The sequence below is a fragment of the Amygdalobacter indicium genome, from assembly GCF_029101545.1.
In the GTDB taxonomy this organism is placed as follows: Bacteria; Bacillota; Clostridia; order Saccharofermentanales; family Fastidiosipilaceae; genus Amygdalobacter; species Amygdalobacter indicium.
On sequence record NZ_CP118866.1, the window covers coordinates 1,461,358 to 1,481,778 of the forward strand.

Genomic DNA, 20,421 nt, shown 5'->3' on the forward strand with positions numbered 1-20,421 from the left:
TTTTGTACATTGCCTATAAGCAGCAGCCGCCACTTATTTCTTCGTCCAGCCGTCGATAACATCGCTCATAACCGGAGAAACTTCGGCACAATATGTCGGATCTTCAATAACAAGTTGTCCTTGTTTCAACCACCAGTCATAACCGCGGTCGTTCTTGGCGGCGAACACTGTCTTGCCGTCTTTCTCACCGTCTTTACTGTGGTCCTGATTACATGCGGGGTTGGGTGAATAACCGCCGATATCTTTACCCCAGGCTTTGAAACCGTCTTTACTTGTTGTCATATAGGAAATAAAAGCGCAGGCTGTCCAAGGCAAAGGTGAAGTTTTCGGGATCATCAAATAGTGTTTGTAACCGTAACCGCCAATACCGACATATCCGTCCTGATAGGAGGCGATATTAACGTGATTAACGGAAGATTCATCCGACTCTTCCACGGAACGCAATTTGGAATAAACCAACAGGCCCGTCTCGCCGGCTGCCGACTTGCTGACCAATTTCTTGCAAATCGGTCCGTCATCGGTAACTTCGTTATATTGATTGCACCACAACTTGACCCAGGCTAAACCGTAAGCGGCATTTTTGGCTTTCAAGCCCAATTCTTTGGCTTCTTTCTCCATCGCCTTGATTGTCGGTTCAAAATAGCTCTTTTGTTCTGCACTCAATTTGTCGAAGGCTGCTTTGACTAAATCGGAGTATTTCTCGCTTGTCAGCATATATAAGAAGTTTTTGCCGATAGGTTCGCTGTTGACGCCCATAAACATCGGCTTGCTGTCTTTAGCGACGAAGTCCCAGAAATTCTTAACAACCGTTTTGCCCTGATTATTAATCATGAAAACTTTAATTAAAGTCTGCAGCGCCATAAACGGTTTGGTGGATGCTTCCAGGTCAACGCCTTTGGCCTGAGCAAAATCGTGCGGGATATAGTTCAATAACAGGCCCGTATCGAACATTTTGCTCTTTATTTGGTTACCGTCCTGAATTAAAGTCATGGAATATGTTTTAGTATTGCCGTTAATATCGGCAGTCAAAGCTTCAAAAATGGAATTATTCTTCGGTTGCGACCAGGCAATTTTGCCGCTGAAGCCCGACTTAATCTTGCTCAATTCCTTGATAAAGCCTTCGGCCGCCGTTTTACCGCGACTGGAATTGCCGATACCGTTCATGGTTTTGCCGTCCAGTTCTTCCGCCGCTTTCTTAAACAACTCGGCATTACTCATTTTTTGAGCTTCAGCAATTACCTTTGCTACCTCGCCGGCATCCGCCTTATTTTTGTTCGGGCTTTGACCGGACTGACTGCAAGCGGTTAAGCTCGTAAATAGACCTAAACTTATAGCCAAACTCAAGGCTATCGCTAATGAACGTTTCATAATTCCTCCCATAAAAAATTCTGCAAATGAATTTTTCTCAAAATTTCCGCTAATCCGTTAGTCAGCTGAAAATATACTAGTCAGTATATAGATTTTTTGCTCCTTTGTCTATGTTTAGCACGATTTTCTTCTTTTTCATAGATTATTTTTGTGCAATAAGCACAAATAAAATGAGATTTTGCTTAATTCCGGACATGTGCCGCCGCTTCTAGAAGTCCGCTTTTTTTACTTGCAAAGCAATTATAGTCGTGCTAATTTAATGCTGATTCAGAAAATTGTAAATCAGCTTTTTCGGCCGAATTTTCGGCGCTTAAAAGAGGGTTGGCAGTTTATAGAAAGAGGAAATATATTTATGGATCATAAATTGCAGGTTAAAGACCTCACACATATAGGTATTTTTTTGGTAATTTATTATATACTCATCTGCATTTGCAGTATGGCGGGTGTATTGACGGCGATGGCTATGAAGAGCGCCCTTATCGCCTGGATTTTTTTCGCACTGGCACCCTTTATTTCCGGTATTTTCACCGGCCCGGTAGTTATTCTGCTGATGACCAAATTACAAAAACCTTGGGGATTTTTCATCTTCGGCATTATTCCGCCGATTCTCTTAGCCTTGACCGGTCATACATGGATCGTTCCCGCCGGAAGCCTTATTTTTGTTATTTTGGCTGAAATTATCCTGCGCTTGGGGAAGTACAAGTCTTTTTCGGCCATGATGCTGGCCCATGCCGTCTTCAATATTTGGACGATGATGCCCTTATTCGCCGTAATTTTGAGTGCCAAGATGCAGGCTTCGGTGGTTAAAAAGATGGGAAGCGAGCTTGTATCTGTGATTTTCACCTTACCTAATATCGCGCCGATTATCATAATTGCTTTCATCGGTGGCATTATCGGCGCATTTTTGGGTAAACTCATGCTCAAGAAACATTTTCAAAAAGCCGGAATTGTCTAATGCGTACAGTCTATGTCGATGAAGGTAATGTCTTTCATCCTCTCACCAAAATCGCTGTAACCCTGTTGTTGGGCTTTACACCCTTTTACAGTATGAACAGCCTGCTGTCCTGGCTGATTGTGGCTTTGTTGGCATTAGCTTTCTGCCTGGAGAAGGAATTTTATAAAGCGCTGAAGGCCCTAATCGTTTTCGCGCTCCTGTCGTTCTTGCAGAGCAATTACCTCGGGACGGATGTCGGGCCTCTCACCTTTTTAATTTCTTTTGCAGTTATTCTGAAAGTCCTTTACTTGCCGCTTTTAGCTGCAGAATGGCTGATTTCAACGACAGATGTAGGAAGTCTGCTGGCCGCTTTTGCCCAAATTAAAGTACCTCAGGCTGTCAGTATTCCTTTGGCCGTTATGTTTCGCTTCTTCCCCGCTTTCAAAGAAGAGGTGCATGAGATTCGACAGGCGATGAAAGTCAGAGGGATATCGCTCAAACAGCCGCTGCAGTATTTAGAAAGTTTAGCGGTACCGCTTTTGATTTCAGCTTCACGTTTGGCGGATGATCTGGCGGAGGCGGCCGAAACTAAAGGTATTATGAATCCTGTAAAAAAGACGCATTATCGGGAAATGTCCTTCAAATTCAGAGATGTTCTGTATATAGTGATTATTCTTACGGTCATGCTCGGAGGTATGCTGTGCTTAAATTAACCGATTTCAGTTTGAGCTACTTGGAAACTCAAGCAGCTACATTAAAGAATATTAATTTACACATTAAAGCCGGTGAAGCGGTGCTGTTGACCGGTCAAAGCGGTTCGGGCAAATCGTCTCTTATCCAGGCGATTAACGGTTTGGCGCTGCATTATAATCACGCTGCCTGTCAGGGACAGCTGACCATTGCCGGTAAGGATGTCGAAACTTTACCGCTGTATGCTATCTCCCGCCTGGTTGCCAGCGTCTTTCAAAATCCCGGGACTTCTTTTTTCAACGTCAATACAACGATGGAATTGGTCTTTTTTCTGGAAAATATGGGGATACCTAAAGCGGAAATGGAGCGGCGGCTGCAGGCGCTGTTAGCCGTTTTCCCCATTGAGCATTTGCTGAATCGTGATATTTTCGCCTTATCCGGCGGTGAAAGGCAGTTTTTGGCAATAGCGGCAGCTTATCTTACAGGCTCGCCTTTAATTGTCCTCGATGAACCGTCAGCCAATTTGGATGGGCCTTCGATTGATAAATTGGCTAATTTATTAAAAATCCTGAAATCTAAGGGAGTCAGTCTCCTGCTGGCCGAACATCGGCTTTACTACGCTATGGATATTGTCGATCGGGTGGTCGTTTTGCAAAAAGGCGCAATTATCCTTGATTGGCCGATTGTGAAGTTCCTGGCGGCCGCGCCGGAAAAGTTGCGCGCCTTGGGTTTACGGACACGGGAAAGAGTCAAGCTCGTCGCCAAAGATCCTGTGCAGGACGGGCCGTGGACAATCGACCGACTCAATTTGAAATTTAAAGCGGATCACGGTCTGCAAATGCAGGTTGTTAAGCTGCAGGAAAAGCAAATTTACGGGATTGTCGGGCCTAACGGTTTAGGTAAATCTTCTTTTTTGCGCCTGCTTATGGGCTTGGAAAAAGGGGCGGATTTGTCTTACAAAGGTCAGTCTCTTTCTCGCCGGCAGCGCCGCCGCTCATCCGCCTGGGTGATGCAGGAAGTCTGTCATCAATTTTTCACCGATGAGGTCGGAAAAGAAATTGTTTACGGGCTGCGCAATAAGCAGGCACCTGAAATTACCCAAACATTGACGCAATTGGACTTGAACAACTTGCTTGCACGGCATCCGCTCAGTCTCTCAGGCGGGCAACAGCAACGTTTGGCGATTGCCTGTGCCCTTGCAAGCGAACGTCCTTTAGTCTTTATGGATGAGCCGACAAGCGGTATGGACTATGCACATATGGCAGATATTTCGGCTTTGATCCGCAGTCGACGCGAGGAAAAATCGCTGATTATGCTGGTTTCGCACGACATTGAGTTTTTGAACATGACAGTTGATCAGATTATAGATTTGCGCAACTACGCTTTTTAAGCACAAAGCTTGAAAATAAAAGCGGCCAAGATTTGTAACTTAGCCGCTTTGGTATTTAGATTAAATTCACCAAATTAGTACGCTTGAGTTTATTTTTATATTTATTATAAGCATTACTCAAATACTTTTGTACACTCATCAAGGCCTGTTACAGAAAGTATTGCTCCCCCAACATAAGTCAATGCATCTGTTAAACATGGCTATAGCCATAGCTCTAACACCACCGGCTGCTTTTACTAGAGCTTTCACACCTTTATTTCCTCCAAATTTTTATTTGATTCATTAATATATATATGTACAGTAAAGAAATTACAATACACATCACTATTGATAATTTTACATTTTCTATTTTTAATACTTTCATCGCAAAGAGAGAAATTATCATTAAAACTTGAATTATAGAATCTCTACTTTTTGATTTATAATCTTTCAATATGACATTAGATAATATGAATCCTATTGTTAGTAGTGAAAAAGACAAATAAAAATAGTCTTTATTAACAATAGAAAGTATCCCTATTATCGTAAATATCATCATACATAAAATCCAAATACCTTTTTCTTTAAACATACCTTCCCTCATAAAGTAACATTCCAATTTGACCGCTCCCGGGGAATCCGTAAAGAGCCTCAATTCTGCAACCAGGAATCAATGACATCGCTGAGTACGGGCGCTACTTTATTACAATATTCCGGATCTTCCACCACAACATGGCCCTTTTGCACCCACCAATCAATACCACGGTCGTTTTTGGCGGGATAAATTAATTTACCGTCTTTTTCGCCGTCTTTGCTGTGATCCTGATTAATCGCAGGATTGGACGCATAAGAACCGATATCTTTACCCCAGGCCTTAAAGCCCTCTTTGTAAGTCGTCATGTAAGCAATAAACGCACAGGCTGTCCACGGCAGCGGGGAAGTTTTCGGAATCATCAAATAATTCTTAAATGTGTAGCCGCCGATACCCTGATAATCATCCTGATAGGCTGCGACAGTGACATTCTTGACGGACGATTCATCCGACTCTTGGACCGAGCGCAATTTGGAATAAACTAAAAGTCCGCTTTCAGCCCCGGCCGATTTACTGACCAGTTTGGCACATATAGGGCCGTCGTCCGTAACTTTATTATATTGATTGCACCACAATTTGACCCAAGCCAGACCGTAAGCGGCATTCTGCGCGGTCAAGCCCAAATCCTTGGCTTCCTTTTCCATCGCCTTGATAGTCGGGGCAAAATAAGCTTTCTGCTCCTCGCTTAACTTCTCATAAGCTTCCTTCACCAAGGTAGAATACTTTTCACTTGTCAGCATATACAGGAAAATTTTGCCGATAGTTTCACTGTTGACGCCCATAAACATCGGGTGCTTATCTTTTTGCACAAAATCCCAGAAGTTCTTATACTTTTCGTTTCCCTGATTGTTAAACATAAAGCACTTGACCACGGTCAATAAATTCAAGAAGGGCTTGCCGTCGCCTGCCAAATTCACGCCGGCGGCCTGAGCGAAATCATGCGGAATATAATTCAAAAGCAGCCCGGTATCGAACATTTTGCTTTTAACTTGATTGCCGTCAGTCAACATCGTCATGGAATACGTGCCTTTGTCGCCGCGGATATCGGCTTTGAGGGCTTCGAATATGGAGTTGTTCTTCGGTTGCGACCAGGCAATTTTGCCGCTGAAATCCGGTTTTATTTTCTGTAATTCTTTAATAAATTCTTCGGCTGCATTTTTGCCGCGACTGGAAGTGCCGATACCGTACATGGTTTTGCCGTCCAGCTCTGCCACCGCTTTCTTGAACAATTCCGCATTGCTCATGGTCTGCGCCTGCTTAATAACTTCCGCCGGCGCCAACGCGGCAACTTCTGTCGCAGTTGAGGAGGTCGCAGTCGATGACGTGGCCGAGGTAGCAGGCGGGGTTGAAGTCCGGCTGCAGCTTGTTGCCAAAAGGAGGCTGAGACTTAAAGAGGCAGCGAGGATACGGGATGATAACTTATTCATAATTTTCTCCTTGTATTTATCCGGTTTAATATTGGCTATTTTTTACTAAATAGCTCTTAATTTCATTATACCTAATAAATGAAAAATAGCCAAAGCCCCGTACAAGTCCGCAAAAGTCGCTGCATCCTGGCAATAAAAAAGCGGTACAAACGTTTCAGCGCTTGTACCGCCTGTGCTTGCGAACGTTAATTGCGTTTGCGTTTACGATAGCGCAACGTCAACAGAGCAATTAATACTAAAGGCAACAACCCGTTGATGACTTTAGTTTCACCGGTCTTGGTGACTACGGGTTTATTGGACTGATGTTCCCCGTTTTGTCGTCTCACCTGTTCGCTGCGGCTGATAGAGTGCTTGTCAATTTTAATGAAGGGGCGATAGTTCTCCGAAAGTTTACGGTTAGTAATTTGCAAACCTTTTTCTTCCTTCTTGAACTTCTTCGGGGTAAAGTCTTTACCGTCTTTATCCGTCTCCTTAACACTGAAAATGTAAGGTCTGCCCTGTAAGTCGGTAGCCGTTAATTGTTGCCACTCAACTTCAGTTAAGCCGTCTTTCAGCTCTTTAATTGCAGCTTCCTGTTCCGGTACGGCCTCCGCCGCTCCGCCTTCTACCTGACGATAAAGTTTGAACCAGATAGTCGGCAATTTATCTTTCTGCCCGACCCAAACTTTCTTCGCTTTCGCCTTTGCATTTTTCGGCGGAATATAAGTGTTGGTTACCGTCAAGCCTTCTTCTTTCTTTTGGTAGTTCTCCGGTACGAAATCGTTGCCCTGAGCATCTACTTCTTTGACGCTGAAAGTGTACGGGTTGGCAGCGGCATCAGTCTTCGTTAATTTGTTCCAAAGCACTTCTGTTGTGCCCGACTTTAATTCTTTGATCGGCGCTTCCTGCTCCGGCACGGCCTCCACGTCTTTGCCCTCAATTTGCCGGTAAAGTTTCAAGTAAATTGTCGGACGGTCAGCAGGTCCGTTCACCCACGTCTTGGTCGCTTTGGCTGCGCCGTCTGTCGGAGCGACATAGGTGTTGGTCACTTCCAGAGCGTTTTCCGTTTTCTTATAATTCTCCGGTTCATAATCCTTTCCCTGTGCGTCTACTTCTTTGACACTGAAGGTGTAAGGATTACCGTCCTGATCCGTCAAAGTCAAATTCTGCCATTCCACTTCTGCAACTCCGTTAGCTAACTCTTTAATCGGAGCTTCGGCTGTCGGCACTTCTTCAAGTTCGCCCGTGCCTGCCTGACGGTACAGCTTGAAGTGAACTGTCGGGTGGACTGAGCTGCCGCCTACCCACTTTTTGACCGCCTTGACAGTTTTGTTCTTCGCCGGCGTATAAGTGTTGGTAACGTTGATCGTGCCTGCAATTACCGGGACGTCATTGTTATTTCCGGCCGCAGCAGCTACCGGTTCAGCTATAGTTGTCTCACTTACAGTCGGTGTGAACAGGGCGGCATTTTCGCCTTCCATCTGCTCGCTGACCGTATATTGCCACTTTTGCCAACTGTGCGTGGTTTGATCGTAATAATCATAATCCAAGTCGTTAAACTGCGCCCGTAAGGTTAAAGCATCAGCCTGCGGTACCTGTTGTAATTCAGCCACTGCGTTAACTGTATTATCTACAACACCGGCGGCATTTTTTCTAATCAGCTTAACCTTGAAAGTCGGTAACGGTGTCAATTTGCTGCCGCCGACAAAGGCTTTATTGACCGTCAGCTGCACTTTGGCCGGTTCAATCCGGCTGTTGACCACCTGCAGCGGTTGAGCCAGAACTTCCTGCTTGTTTTCTTCCTGCACCGTAATCTTCGGCGAACCGTCGGCAGAATTGTCATCTTTGGCGACTGTCACCAACCAGACGGTCTTCTCCGGCTCCAAGCCGAACCAAGCGCCGTTTTCCTGCACCGATTTACCGTTTATCTTCGCTTTGCTGTTATCTGTTTCAGTCAGTTTATAAACGCCCACCGGCAAATCTGTGAAAGCTATATTGCCCTGCGCATCCGTTTTAGCTGTAGCGTGCGGCAAATATAAGGGGCCGATAAGTTGTTTTTTCAAGGTGAACTCAACATCCTGCAAAGCATTGCCCTGCTCATCCTGCTTATGTAAGCTGAATGTGCCTGTCTGCAATTTATTGGTAAATGTATAAGTCTGTTCCTTATTGTCGGTGATTTTTATTTCGACATTTTTCGCCTTTTCATCAATAACATAACCCTTATTAGTCTCAACTTCGTTCAGGACATAAGTGCTGCCGATAGCCAGATTGCTGAATTGCAACTGACCGAAATCGTCCGTCACTGCTGTTTGTACCTGATCCGTATCTTTCAAAGTTAAGGTAAACTTGACACCCGCCAAAGGATTACCGTTTTCTGTCTGTTTCACCACTTTGATGCTGCCGGCGATTTTCCGGTTTTTCCAAGTATAGTTAAGTTGACCGTTAAACGCCGGTTGGTTACTCAAACCCGGTAAGTCGATAACTTGGACTTTGTCGGGCGTAATTTCGCTGTAACCGGCCGGGACCTGCGTCTCCTTCACGGAATACTGCTTGCTCGTATCGAAAGCGGCATATTGGAAGTTAACTTGTCCCTGCTCGTCCGAAGTTGCCGTTTCCAACGGTGTACCTTCAGCCTGCGCGTTCTCATACAGCGAGAATTGGGCTTTGCTGACCGGCGTGACGCCGTCTTCTTCCGTCTTCTGCAGATGGAGTTGAACTTTCGGATTGACAACTTTCAAAGATAAATAGGTTAAATCGTCAGCCTGCGTGGTGAAGCGGAAAGGCTTAAAGTTATTGAGATAACCTATCTTGCCGGCCGTTTCTCTAACTTCAAAAGTTTTCGCGCTCGATTGTACCTGATCGCCGGTCTTCGTCACGGCAAAATCTTCAAAGCTCAATTTACCTTCAGCGTTCGTTGTCTTTTTCGCGACCAAAGTCTCGGTGTTGTTCGCCCCGATCTCATATAAGGAGAATTCCGTGTCACTTAAAGGATTGTCCGCCTCATCGGTCTTCAAAAGGTCGATTCTGTTAGTGTTGTGTTCCGGATAATTCGGGAAAACAACATAATTATTGTTGGACGTTCTGTTGGCAACAGAAATAACGCCGCGGGCGTTGACCCGTACCGGTATTCTGTTCTGTGTCGCGGCATTGACATAAGGGCTGTAACTTTGCGGTGTCTGCGGTTCGGCCAGATAGTAATCCTTATCTACCTGCAGATCTTTGAAAGTCACCTGACCTTCGGCATTGCTCGTCTGCTCGTCCACTATCGTTCCCTGCTCATCCTGCAGCTGCAACTTCACGCCTTGCAGATGTTTTCCTGATGTAAGCGTCAAACTTTCAAGTGCCTGCTTCGACTTCTCCTGCTCTTTCAAATTGAACAAAGCAAGTTTATAAACGTGCAAAACAGCCTTGTCGTTCTTAATCGTACCTAAATCTACTTTTTGCTCCTTGCTGCCGTTGTTAGTGAAGCGAATTTCCTGATCTTGAATCGGCTGCAAGCTGTTCCGCGGCGCAATTTCCTTCAAAGTATAAGGATATTTATCGCCGAACAGCGGTAAATTACTGAAGCGAACCAGACCCGTCTCGCTTGAGCTTGCCCGGACTTTAACTTGATATTTGCCCGCCGGACCGCCTGTAACTTCAAAGGTCGTATACGGCAACGGTTCACCGTCGGCATCTACTTTGTAAAATTCAATGCTGCCTGTAAGTTGGGTCAACAATTCCTGGCGATTGATTTTACGGTTGTCAACTTCAACTTCAATCAAGTTATTCTCGCCTTTAGCAATATCTTCACCTTTAACAAGGGTGAATTTTTTGTCAATAACATGGTCCGGTGTCGTTGATGTTTCTTCCAGGATGTAGTCTCTGTTTAAGGCCAAATTATCGAAAACGATATTACCGTTTTCGTCGGTTTTCATCTCCGTCTGCGCTACACCGTTAATCATATAGGAAACCGGTTCGTTGTACACCTGCAGACCGTCGAGCGTTTTGATTTTATCGGCAGGGTCGACATTGTTGATCGCCGTTTTCCACAATTTGAAGGTGACGCCGGCCAAAGCGTTTTTCGCCGTCGGATCGGCGTTATGCATATCATTGACGGATTTTTTGCACAATCTGATAAGGCCGCGGGGCGATTCCATCGTGGCCGATACGGCATTGCCTTCGACGAAGACATTGCTGCCGACAGCATGGTAGGAATAAGTATTAACGGCATGCTGATTGTCGAAGACATAATCTTTATTCAGCGGTGCCTGCATCGGGACATAGAAGTTCCGCTCCGTATGCGCCTCGATAGCTTTGCCCGGTTTGCTGCAAATTCTGAAAGCCGTAACTTTGGAGTAGTCGCCGCCTAATTGGGCTGCCGTTTGCCAAAGCGCCTGATTGCTGACAACCGTGAAAGGATCTTGGCTCTTCAAATTCTTCACATCGGTTGTGGTGTAATAAACATCATAATCATCGGCGTGCGTCGGATCGAAAGTAATCGGTCCGGTTAACTTCATTCTGCCTGTCTGTCTTTGGCCTTGACGGTCAATACCGGAAAGCAAAGTTCCGCGCGGCACATATTCATCTTTGCTGTTCTTAACAATACGTGTATCGTCGTTATAAGGCAGAACATCGTAAATCTCGACACCCGGCGCACTGCTGTCTACCGGATTGAGAATTTGCAGACGATATTGGAATTTCTGCTCACTTTTCAAGGTAGCGGCCAACGGGTTCCAACTTAAGTCCGTGTCGGATTTAATGTATTTGTAGCCTCTCAACTCGCTGCCCAAAAGTACCGGGAATTTAGCATTGGCCTGCAAGACCCGCTTAGCGTCGGCAAAGTACTTAAAGTTCGTCGGATTATCACCCGTCTCCCAAACGGAGCTGCCTTGTGCCGTCAAATAGGCATCATTGACGTAGCCGTCGTCTTTCGTCACCAAATCCGTCGTCGTCACAGCCGTGATATCGACAAAAGGCGTACGCTGTTCCTCCATATCTTTGCCGCCGGGATTGTACGAATCGGCTTCAATAATAATGGCTTTACGGCCGGTATTCTCGAAATTCTCCTCGATCCGATACGTCGGATTAACTGCTCGGGTCCGGAAATTGCGGGTAAATTCAACCTGCAGCGGATTGACATACGGCGGCAGCAAATCCAGAGCCTTGAATTTTTGCAAGGTTCTCTCCTGCGGTTTCACAGTTACCAGAATCAACTGGTAGTGCAAAGTTTCGTTCCGGTCTCTCTGTTTGTCCTGATTTTCCAAAGTTTTGATTAAATTGACCCGTTCTTCCCACGGCAGAATACAAATACGTTCCGATTCATCTGCGGCAGTCAGTTCTTTTTCCTGCGGGTCGGTATTGGTATACGTCATACTATTTACAGCAACTTTGCTATAGAAGGTATTTTTATCCGACCGACCGTCACTATCCGTATCTTTACTGTCGAACTGCGACTTGTCCGGCTCTCTTAAGCGGGTATAAATCGGGAAAGCGAAAGACGATTGACCTTGCGGATTGTTGTTCTCGATTCTGCCGATTAATTCCAGTTTCAAGCTGCGGGTTTTCGCCGACAATTCCGGACTGAAGTCGAAACGGTCGCCGTAAATTGTGCCTTCAAACAGCTTGTCGCCGCCGTTATTGTCTTCACTATATAAAGTAAGTTTCGCCTGTTTGAATTCCGCCGGGATTTGAATCCCGCTGTAGCGCATTCTGGCATCCAAACCGTAATCGTTGATAACCGGATTGTGCAAATTGCAGGCATCGGCCTGAACCTGTACAGCCCAGATAAATTCCTTATGTCGATCCGCTTCACTGTCATAGAAAACATTCTCATAGTGTGAATTTGTGTATTTGCTGATACTTCTTTCCGGTGAATACCAATCTCTCTCGGAGTTACGATAGTTATACGTAGCATGTCTCGGTCCTTCGGGCAGCGACAGAATGTTCAAGCTGCTATCACCGGCTGTAGCCAGACAACGTTTCAGAATGTGAATACCGTTCCCATGGGTATCCTGCGGCTTTTTCGGATCAATCGGTGTCGGTGTCTCCGGCCCGGCGATAATATTGCCGCTAACATCGTCATTGCAGGCAATTTCCTCTTCCGGTTCAAACTTAGTTTGCTCTCCCACCAGTTTCTTCTCGGCTTCTTCCAAAGTGCCGTTCAAAGTATGCTTACTGTCACCGTTGGATTTAATCTCAACGTTATTAACAACAGAAGCTCCTGACTTGATGCCCGGATAAGACAGATAGAGCTTAAATGACGGAATAGTATCGAATTTTCGCGGACTGACTTGTTGTTTTAAGGTCAGCTTATCGCCGTTTAATTGCCAATCGGGGTTCAGTTTCGGATCAAAATGCGCCTTAAGGTCGGACTTAACCTGCCCGTTTACATCTTTACCCTCATAAGTCGGCAAAGTATCGGTAATAGTAAATTCTCTGATGTCGGCATAATCCCCACTGCTGTAGTTATAGGCTTGATAGTAAGAGAAGGAATATTCAATCGGAGCTTCCGTGCCTCTCTTCATATAGCCCGTACCGTCCGGCTCACCCTGATGGGTGTCCTTGCCGTAACTTTCCCCGTTCATCTGCTTGGTAATATTGCGATTGGAATTTTGCCGAGCACGTAAACCGATCGGATGCGTCGTCTGCGAAGTAGCGACAATCAACTCATTTTGGACAATATACGTCTTACCGGTCAAATCGAGCACAAAATTGTTCGGCGTCCCCGGCTCAAATTGCAGGTAAAAAGGCATATTAATAGCTGTTAAACCGCTTATCGGGTTTTTCAGCTTTAATTTAACAATTCCGTCTTCGAACTTATGTTCAGTGAACGAATCGGAGACGTTACTGGAAAACATCACATCTTTAATATGACCGTTAGCTACCTCCTGCCGCAGATCAATATTAACCCAAGTATCCGGAATATTAACATTGGTATTACCGCTGCCTTTGATTTTCAAAAGTAAGGGCATATTTTGCGTACGGGCGTATTCTTTCAAACCGTAAGGTTTCGCCTCATCCTCATTACCGTTGACGGCATGCACCAAATCGACAATAACGGCTGTCGGATCATAATTGGCTTTCTGCTTATAGAAAACATCCATTTCCGTATCCTGCTCTTTGACTTCCAGCTGTTTCGCCTGTCTGTCTACAGGCTCGTAACCGAACGAATCTTTGGGCGTATAAGTAAAAGTTTGATTCATCGTCGCCAACTGTCTTTCCGGCAAAGCGACAGACTTATTAGTACCTTCAAGTTTTTTATTGATAGTTACCCAAACTTTATTGATGATAAAAGTTGTCCCGTCCTGAACATTGACGGCAGCAATCTTGGAATTGGCATCTTTGGCCAACAAAAGTACCCGATGCTTCGCATCTTCCGTATTGCCGGGGTTATCCAGAAAAGCTGTCGAACCTATGCTATTTACCGTAGAAGGAACGGTTAAATCGGTTAAACCGTTGCTTTGGAAAGCCGAATCTCCGATTGTTGTTAAAGTCGCTGTCGGCTTAAACTTAACTGCAGTTAAAGAATTATTTCTGAAAGACTCGCTCTCAATCGCTTTAACCTTGTCCGGTATTTCAACTGCAGACAAATTATTATAAGCGAAGGCCTCATAAGGAATACTCTCCAAATTCGGGGACAATTCCAGTTTGCTGATTGTATTGGATGCAAAAACGCCCTTACCTATCTGAGTAACGGACTGCGGCAGTTTGACTTCGTTGATCGAATTATAGCGGAAAGCTTCCTCCCCGATAGTCGTAACAGTCGGAGGAATCACAGCATTAACCAATTTATTGGTTTTGAATGCGCCATCCTTAATCTCCGTCGTTCCGGGGGCCAATTCATAACTTGTAATACGATTCTCGGAAAAAGCATAGCGGGGAACAACCTTAATCGCCTGCGGCAGCTTCACACGCTCCAAGCGATTTCGATAAAAGGAATATTCGCCCAAGGCTGTCAAGCCCTCAGGTAATTGCAAGCTCTCCAGCTGATTCTCCTGAAAAGCGTAATCGCCGATGCTCGTCAAAGTCGCCGGCAATTTCACATTCGTCAAAGCGTTTTTATAAAAAGCGGATTCGCCAATTGTTTTCAAGTTATCGAATAAAGTAACAGCCGTCAAACGATTGTTGGAAAAAGCGTTCCTGCGAATTTCCGTAACGGCAGCAGGAATTTTCACCTCCGCCAAATTGTTGTCGGCAAAAGCAAACTGAGGAATGTACGTTAAATTCTTAGGCAAAGTTAAGTCTTCCAAAAATACGTCGGTAAAAGCGTATTCACCCAGTTCCTGCAAACTGTCGGGCAAAACCAGCTTTTTGATACGCAAAGCTACGGCACCGCCGTCACCGTTAAAAGCGTAATTGCCGATTTTTTGTACCCCGTTCGGAATTGTCAACTCGTCCATATCCAAAGCGGTGGAACGGAAGGCGTAATCGCCGATAGTCTTCAGTCCCTCATGCAAGGTAATTTTCTTCAAATTATAGTTCTCGGTAAAAGCGCTGTTTTTGATATTCTCAACATTGGCGGGAATATCCAGTTCCTGAATCAGGTTTTGGGCGAAAGCATATTCCCCGATATTCTTAACACTATGGGCTATGGGCAATTCTTTTATTTTATTGTTGTAAAAAGCATAATCAGGAATGCTGTCCAAGTGCTCCGGTAACTTAAAGGAAGTTAAACGATTGTCCCGGAAGACGCCTACGCCCAGCGTTTTGACATTCTCCGGCACTTCCACGAAGGTCAACTGATTACTTTTGAAAGCTTCCCGGCCGACAGACGTTAAGCTCGCAGGGAATTTAATCTGCTCCAAACTGTTTTCGGCAAAAGCCCGATCGGCAATTGTCTGCACGCCGGAACCTAAGTTGAGGCTGCCGATTTTATTGGTCATGAAAGCTTCCTGACCGACGCTTGTAACTGTATCCGGGATATTAAGTGTAGTAATCTTATTGTTTTTGAATGCCCGTTCAGGAATTTCTTTTAAGGTCGCCGGCAAATTAACACTGATTAATTTATTATCTTCAAAAGCGCCTCTACCCAAGCTTGCCAATTTCTCCGGCAATTTAACTTCTGTCAAATTGTTGCCCGCCAACGCCGAGTCGCCGATATTCTGTAAGCTTTCGGGGAAAACGATAGAAGCTAATTTAACACCTTGCAGGGCGCTATCAGCCAAAGTCGTAATTTTCTCCCGCTTGTCATTGGTCGGATTGAAAGACGGCAGAACCACATCGGGATTGGTTTTAATTTTCTCTTTGCCCTTGTCAGATAAACCGGTAACGCTTGCACCGGAGAAAGTAAAATCTTCATTTAACCAGCCCTTACCCGTTTCCAACTTCATCAAATCGATACCTACAAGTACTTGTCTGGTTTCAGTCGCAGTATTGCCGGCATCATCCGTGACACTGTATGTAACTTTGTGTTCGGCTTTGACACTTGTATCGATTGTAGGCGGAGTAATTTTCAGGCGGGCGGTAATATCGTTACCCGCAGCATCAGTGGCTTTGACATCTTTTTTCAAGTCAACCGGTGCTTTCAGTGGGACGCTGATGGGCGTCAGGCCGCTAATTACCGGCTTTTGCGTGCTTGTCTTATATTGAACAACAAAGGGATTATCTTTTGTGTTGGTTTTATCTATAGTCAAGCTGATATTAGGCGCAGAATACTTGCTGATGGCCGGAGCAGGCAAATTAATAACGTTACCTTCAAACAACAACTGCTCTAACGGTTTTTCCGTGTAAGGATCATTTTTTATTTCATTTAAGCTGTATACCTGTTTCTGAGAATCAGCGTCAATACCTTTGACAAAAATGGAAACCGGGTGATAAATTGCACCGAACTCGCCCATTTTGACATCGGTCTTAATAGTTGCCGAACCGCCCTGTAAATAAACATAACGGCCGTTGGCGTTGAAGGCGCCGCTGCCGACACTCGTCACGGAAGCCGGTAAAGTCAATTCGCTCAAGCGGTTATCACGGAAGGCGTCGGCCCCGATGTTCTGTAATTTATTCAAGGACTGCAATGCCATATTGCCGATGGAGTTGTGCATAAACGCACCGGATTGGATATTGCTCAAATTGCTGCCGGCGGCAAAAGTCAAATTGCCGATCCCGTTATTAATAAAAGCTTGAGCTCCTATCTCGGTAACGGAAGCCGGAACGGTAAGACTTGTAATCTTGTTGGCTGCAAAAGCATTTGCCCCGATGGTTTTCAAGCCTTCAGGCAGCGTCAGCGAAGTTAAAGCGCTCTTAAGTTTCTCGCCGCTGAAAGCATTGTTCCCGATCGCTTCGACCGGATATGTATGTCCTTCTTTGTCCGTTAACTGTGCCGGAACAGTCAGCTTATCCGCCTTGCCGAGGTAGGCGACAATCGTCTTACTGTTCTGATCATAGACGAAATCTTCTACCTGTATAACAGCCTCCGCCGCTTGCGCATTTTGCGGCAACAGCAAAGTCTGTCCCAAGAGTAAAAACGCTGAAAGCGTTGCTAAAGCTCTTTTTCCGAGTTTTCCCACGTTAAGCATTACTAATCCACCTTACTTATTTTTAAGCTCACCTGTAAATCACCGACAGTGAATATACAAGGTAACACTTTATTATAGTCCGGATTGCAACAGTTTGCATTTACTACAGTCACATTTACAAATAGAGGCGGAAATTTTACCTTTCCCCTTATGCTGAATTATCTGTATAATTAGAGTATGAAAAAACACAAGAATGTACCGAATAAGCCGAATAAACCGACCGAGCTTTTACTGCCGACAGCAACTTGCACCAATTATAAAGCGGCAGAGAGAGAAGCTCGATCCACTGCTGCCGCGCAAGCACAAATCCGGGCCTTAACGCAGGCTGTTATCGCTGAATTGCAGGGACGGAAAAATGAAGCTGCAACAGACAGTGTGCCCGCCGTTCAAGAACAAATGCCAAAGCAAGTACAGGAGCAGCCGGTCGAACCGGCTTCATTCCGGGCAAGTTCCGGCGCCGATGCTGTAAGTGCAGCTGCAGATATCAAAAATACCATAGTAAACAGCACCTTGCAGGAAACTGCGCCTCGACTTTCACCTTCCGTAACAATCAGCCGCAATGCCGAAAATACCGGCGATTTCAAGGCAAACATTTTGCCAACGACAGCTGATGCGACAGCCGAAACGGCGCTGAACATCAACGGCGAACAATCTGCGACGGCACCGCTGCCGCTTTTTCAATCCGGCCTCGATTTTTTAACGAATTCCGCAGCTAAACATGATAACTCCACCGCCGACGCTACGATCGTCAAGCATCTGGACAAAGCGGCAGCCTGTAAATTTTTACAGCCGTATATGCAACAGCCGAAGCCGGGGAAAAAAGCGAAAAGCGAAAAAGGTGCAGCCGAATTACAGCAACAGCAAACTAAACAACGGATTTTCGCCCAAGCTCAGGCCGATTTACTCTTATTTGTCAATGAACAGCAAGCCAAAAAAGTCGACAAACCTGCCGCTAACGGGAAATGGCAGAAAGCTTGGGACAATTTGGCCGCCGCTGTTTTCCGAAATATCAAGGAACATACAAACAACTCCGAACACCAATACAGCGCGCTGCTGCTGACAATGACTGCCTGTCTCCTGCCGGCCTTTATCTTTTGGAATCTCTTACCCGGCAGCTTCCTGAACATCTACAAAACTCAACTTTCAGGCTATGTCCTCTTATCCATGTATCGTTCGCTGACTGTCATCATCCTGCCGCTTTTAATCTTTCTGCACCGGCATAATCTCGCGCCGGAATGGCGCAATGCCGTCAGCGGACAAAAGATAAACGTGCCGGCAATCCGTTTTTTCCTACCTTTAATCGCCTTAACCGCAGCCTGTCTGCTCAACGCTGTCAACCGCTTACTGGTACTCAATCTCTTTCTGCCGTGGAAACGCAATATTACAGAAATACCTTTTTTGATTAAAAGTGCCGGTAATTTGCAAAGCTTGATTTTAATTTTTCTCAGCAACTGTCTCATCGCCGGGACTTTGGAAAGTATCTTTTTCGCCGGTTTTCTGTTCACCTGTCTGCGCCGCACTTTCTCGCTCAAAACTGCAATTATTCTGGCGACGGCCGCCTGGGTGCCGCTTTATGTCGCTGAACCGGATTTTATTACCCTGGCGCTCTTCTTCGCCTTTCTCCTCTTTTTCCGGACCGTTTGCGACAATATTTACGTTATTATCGTTTTGAATATTCTAACCCGCACTTTCATTTTGTTCCTGCGGCAAGCGCTACCTTTCTCGGTAACGCGCAATATTCCTACGTACTCTTCCGCACAGGCGATGCTGCTGGTTGACCTTTTAATTATCGCCGTCAGCAGCGGTATCCTCTATTATTTATCACATCTCATGCCGCGAATTGCCCCGCAAATACGCCAAATTGCCGGCGAGAAAAACGAGAAAAAAGCGCTTTGGTTACGTTTCAGCGCCAATATAGCTTATAAGCGACAAAAAGGAGAATTATGGGAAAGTTTGAGCAAGTGCAAGCCGGATTACAAGTTGCTTGTCGCCTATCTGCTGCTCTGGCTCAACTACTTAATTTATTGGAAATTCCTCTAAAATTCAGGCTTCCCGGGTGGGGCATCCGGCAAATCCGGTAAATCCGGTAATAACTGCGCCGAAGAAGTTACGGCAACTTATAGCGCCGCCGCTTAATCTTTTTTGCGAATAAAAGTTCCGGCTGTCAATACAGGGAAAGCTTCCGGTAAAGGCAAATAAAATTTCGCCTGTGCCTGATTGATCCGCGCCACGGCCAAACCGTTGGCATCATAAAGTTCAGTTACCTTATAAGACAAAATATCTCCGTGCGGAACAATAATCTCCAGTTCGTCACCCTTATCGACAAAATTGCGTTCCTCGACGGCCACATAGCGGCCTGCCGGTAAAACGGCAGTCGTTTGCGCCCCGCTTTTCTCCAGCTCCCGCTGTTTGCGTTTACCTAACTGTTTACTGTCGATAATATATTGCTTCAGCGGTAAATAGTCGCCCTGCTGCCGATAATCTCCCAGAACAATACCGGCGATTGTCGCCTCTTTCTGATAAGCGGCATTTTCAGCTACCTGCGCATTATCCTGCACCTTATCATAATAAAAGCCCGTACCGTATTCCCGGTGCGTCATTTGCAGCAATTCCTTTTTCCACGCCGGATCAAAATGATAATTTTCCGGATCGGCTAAATAAGCATCCAGCGCCAGACGATAAGCCCGAATCGTCATGGCAACATAATACGCACCTTTCATGCGTCCTTCAATTTTGAAACTGGTAACACCGGCATCTACCAAATCCGGGATATGTTCAATCATACATAAGTCTTTACTTGAGAGTAAATATGTACCGTGATTATCTTCTTCCAGAGAAAATTGGTAATTATCCTCGACATTCTTGCCCTCTTCCAGGGCTTTGCGCAATCTTTTACGTTCAATCAGCTTATATTCCCAACGGCAAATCTGGGCGCATTCACCCTGATTGGCTCCCCGCCCCGTCAACATATTGGATAAAAGGCAGCGCCCGGAATAAGCCATACACATCGCCCCGTGCACAAAAGCTTCCAATTCCAAATCCGGCGGCACAACTGCCGAAATAGCCCGAATATCACGCAAAGACAATTCCCGCGCCAAAACAATTCGTTTCGCCCCGTTGGCCTGCCAGAACAGACAACCTTGCGCATTAGTCACTGACGCTTGGGTGGAAATATGTTTGACCAATTCCGGTGCCGTCTGACTGAAACGCAAAAAGACTCCCGGATCGGAAATAATCACGCCGTCAGGCCGCAATTGCCGCAAAAATTGAATATAATCATCCAATTCCGCCATATGATCCGGATGCGCCATAATATTGCAGGTAATATAAAGATGAACGCCCTTGTCCGTACAATAACGCCGCGCCTCAAACATTTCCTCAGCTGTAAAATTTTTACTGAAAGCCCGCAAGCCGAAAGCCTGACCTGCCATATAAACAGCGTCGGCGCCGTAAAGCACCGCCGCTTTTAATTTTTCCATACTGCCGGCCGGCGCCAACAGCTCGATTTTTCCCCGCCATGCACCTGAATGTTGCGGCATATTCACCTCGTTCATCCTACCCGTTATAGC

Annotated in this window: 8 protein-coding genes; 4 read left to right on the forward strand and 4 right to left on the reverse strand. The window is 45.6% G+C overall.

Annotation, left to right across the window (positions count from 1 at the left end):
• Positions 1 to 33: 33 nt before the first annotated feature.
• The gene (locus PYS60_RS06255; RefSeq protein ID WP_315568543.1) at positions 34 to 1,368 is read right to left on the reverse strand and encodes a hypothetical protein; all 1,335 of its coding nucleotides are present in this window, start codon (positions 1,366 to 1,368) and stop codon (positions 34 to 36) included.
• A gap of 352 nt (positions 1,369 to 1,720) precedes the next feature.
• Between PYS60_RS06255 and PYS60_RS06260 the strand changes: the two genes are divergently transcribed.
• The 3 genes from PYS60_RS06260 to PYS60_RS06270 are packed head-to-tail and all read left to right on the forward strand — an operon-like array spanning position 1,721 to position 4,382.
• On the forward strand, positions 1,721 to 2,323 hold the full coding sequence (locus tag PYS60_RS06260; protein WP_315568544.1) for an MptD family putative ECF transporter S component: 603 nt from the start codon (positions 1,721 to 1,723) through the stop codon (positions 2,321 to 2,323).
• A complete protein-coding gene (locus PYS60_RS06265; protein ID WP_315568546.1) occupies positions 2,323 to 3,015 on the forward strand; it encodes an energy-coupling factor transporter transmembrane component T in 693 nt (230 codons plus the stop codon). Before PYS60_RS06260 ends, PYS60_RS06265 begins: the two co-directional genes overlap by 1 nt.
• Complete coding sequence (locus PYS60_RS06270) at positions 3,003 to 4,382, forward strand: ABC transporter ATP-binding protein (protein ID WP_315568548.1); 1,380 nt, start codon at positions 3,003 to 3,005, stop codon at positions 4,380 to 4,382. Before PYS60_RS06265 ends, PYS60_RS06270 begins: the two co-directional genes overlap by 13 nt.
• 630 nt (positions 4,383 to 5,012) lie before the next feature.
• Here the strand turns inward: PYS60_RS06270 and PYS60_RS06275 are convergent.
• Positions 5,013 to 6,380, reverse strand: a complete 1,368-nt coding sequence (locus PYS60_RS06275) for a hypothetical protein (protein ID WP_315568549.1) — start codon at positions 6,378 to 6,380, stop codon at positions 5,013 to 5,015.
• Between the two features lie 185 nt (positions 6,381 to 6,565).
• Positions 6,566 to 16,852 carry a leucine-rich repeat protein gene (locus PYS60_RS06280; RefSeq protein ID WP_315568551.1) on the reverse strand — a complete coding sequence of 3,429 codons (10,287 nt, stop codon included), beginning with the start codon at positions 16,850 to 16,852 and terminating at the stop codon, positions 6,566 to 6,568.
• A 177-nt stretch (positions 16,853 to 17,029) separates the two neighbouring features.
• Between PYS60_RS06280 and PYS60_RS06285 the strand changes: the two genes are divergently transcribed.
• Positions 17,030 to 18,892 carry a type II CAAX endopeptidase family protein gene (locus PYS60_RS06285; RefSeq protein WP_315568552.1) on the forward strand — a complete coding sequence of 621 codons (1,863 nt, stop codon included), beginning with the start codon at positions 17,030 to 17,032 and terminating at the stop codon, positions 18,890 to 18,892.
• Positions 18,893 to 18,984: 92 nt separating this feature from the next.
• Here the strand turns inward: PYS60_RS06285 and PYS60_RS06290 are convergent, their stop codons facing one another.
• Positions 18,985 to 20,406, reverse strand: a complete 1,422-nt coding sequence (locus PYS60_RS06290; protein WP_315568554.1) for a peptidase U32 family protein — start codon at positions 20,404 to 20,406, stop codon at positions 18,985 to 18,987.
• Positions 20,407 to 20,421: the final 15 nt, after the last annotated feature.

Excerpts from the sequence above, each read along its gene's own strand:
- PYS60_RS06255 (WP_315568543.1), bottom strand. The coding sequence starts at position 1,368 with ATGAAACGTTCATTAGCGATAGCCTTGAGTTTGGCTATAAGTTTAGGT.
- PYS60_RS06260 (WP_315568544.1), top strand. The coding sequence starts at position 1,721 with ATGGATCATAAATTGCAGGTTAAAGACCTCACACATATAGGTATTTTT.
- PYS60_RS06265 (WP_315568546.1), top strand. The coding sequence starts at position 2,323 with ATGCGTACAGTCTATGTCGATGAAGGTAATGTCTTTCATCCTCTCACC.
- PYS60_RS06275 (WP_315568549.1), bottom strand. The coding sequence starts at position 6,380 with ATGAATAAGTTATCATCCCGTATCCTCGCTGCCTCTTTAAGTCTCAGC.
- PYS60_RS06280 (WP_315568551.1), bottom strand. The coding sequence starts at position 16,852 with ATGCTTAACGTGGGAAAACTCGGAAAAAGAGCTTTAGCAACGCTTTCA.
- PYS60_RS06285 (WP_315568552.1), top strand. The coding sequence starts at position 17,030 with ATGAAAAAACACAAGAATGTACCGAATAAGCCGAATAAACCGACCGAG.
- PYS60_RS06290 (WP_315568554.1), bottom strand. The coding sequence starts at position 20,406 with ATGAACGAGGTGAATATGCCGCAACATTCAGGTGCATGGCGGGGAAAA.